The sequence below is a fragment of the Bacillus cereus genome (assembly GCF_002567495.1).
In the GTDB taxonomy this organism is placed as follows: Bacteria; Bacillota; Bacilli; order Bacillales; family Bacillaceae_G; genus Bacillus_A; species Bacillus_A cereus_AQ.
Genome location: NZ_NVAP01000123.1, coordinates 1 through 543 on the forward strand (window position 1 = coordinate 1; position 543 = coordinate 543).

Below are 543 nucleotides of genomic sequence, written 5' to 3' on the forward strand. Positions count from 1 at the left end.
ACCGCTTGGCTATAGCCCATTAATATTTACTAGTATGGTTATTTTCTCAAAAAAATAAACCCTCTCAGGTTATTTTAAAGAAAATGGTGGAGGGGGGCAGATTCGAACTGCCGAACCCGAAGGAGCGGATTTACAGTCCGCCGCGTTTAGCCACTTCGCTACCCCTCCGACATTTAAACATATATGGTGGAGGATGACGGGATCGAACCGCCGACCCCCTGCTTGTAAGGCAGGTGCTCTCCCAGCTGAGCTAATCCTCCAAAAGTGGTGACCCGTACGGGATTCGAACCCGTGTTACCGCCGTGAAAGGGCGGTGTCTTAACCACTTGACCAACGGGCCAAAAATTTAAAAACTTTTTCCAAGCTTCCAACCGGGCTTGAACCGGTGACCTCTTCCTTACCATGGAAGTACTCTACCAGCTGAGCTATGGAAGCATAATGGCTCCGCAGGTAGGAATCGAACCTACGACCGATCGGTTAACAGCCGATAGCTCTACCGCTGAGCTACTGCGGAATAATACAAGCCTGGCAACGTCCTACTCT

General features: G+C 49.9%; 5 tRNA genes. All 5 read right to left on the minus strand.

The features are described from left to right. Window positions 1–84: 84 nt before the first annotated feature. Window positions 85–168: transfer RNA gene (locus tag COK05_RS30730), tRNA-Tyr, on the minus strand. 16 nt (window positions 169–184) lie between these two features. Next, window positions 185–260: transfer RNA gene (locus COK05_RS30735), tRNA-Val, on the minus strand. 5 nt (window positions 261–265) lie between these two features. Beyond that, window positions 266–340, minus strand: a tRNA-Glu gene (locus COK05_RS30740). Window positions 341–362: 22 nt separating this feature from the next. Next, window positions 363–435 (minus strand) — tRNA-Thr (locus tag COK05_RS30745). 4 nt (window positions 436–439) lie between these two features. Then, window positions 440–514 (minus strand) — tRNA-Asn (locus COK05_RS30750). Window positions 515–543 lie beyond the last annotated feature (29 nt).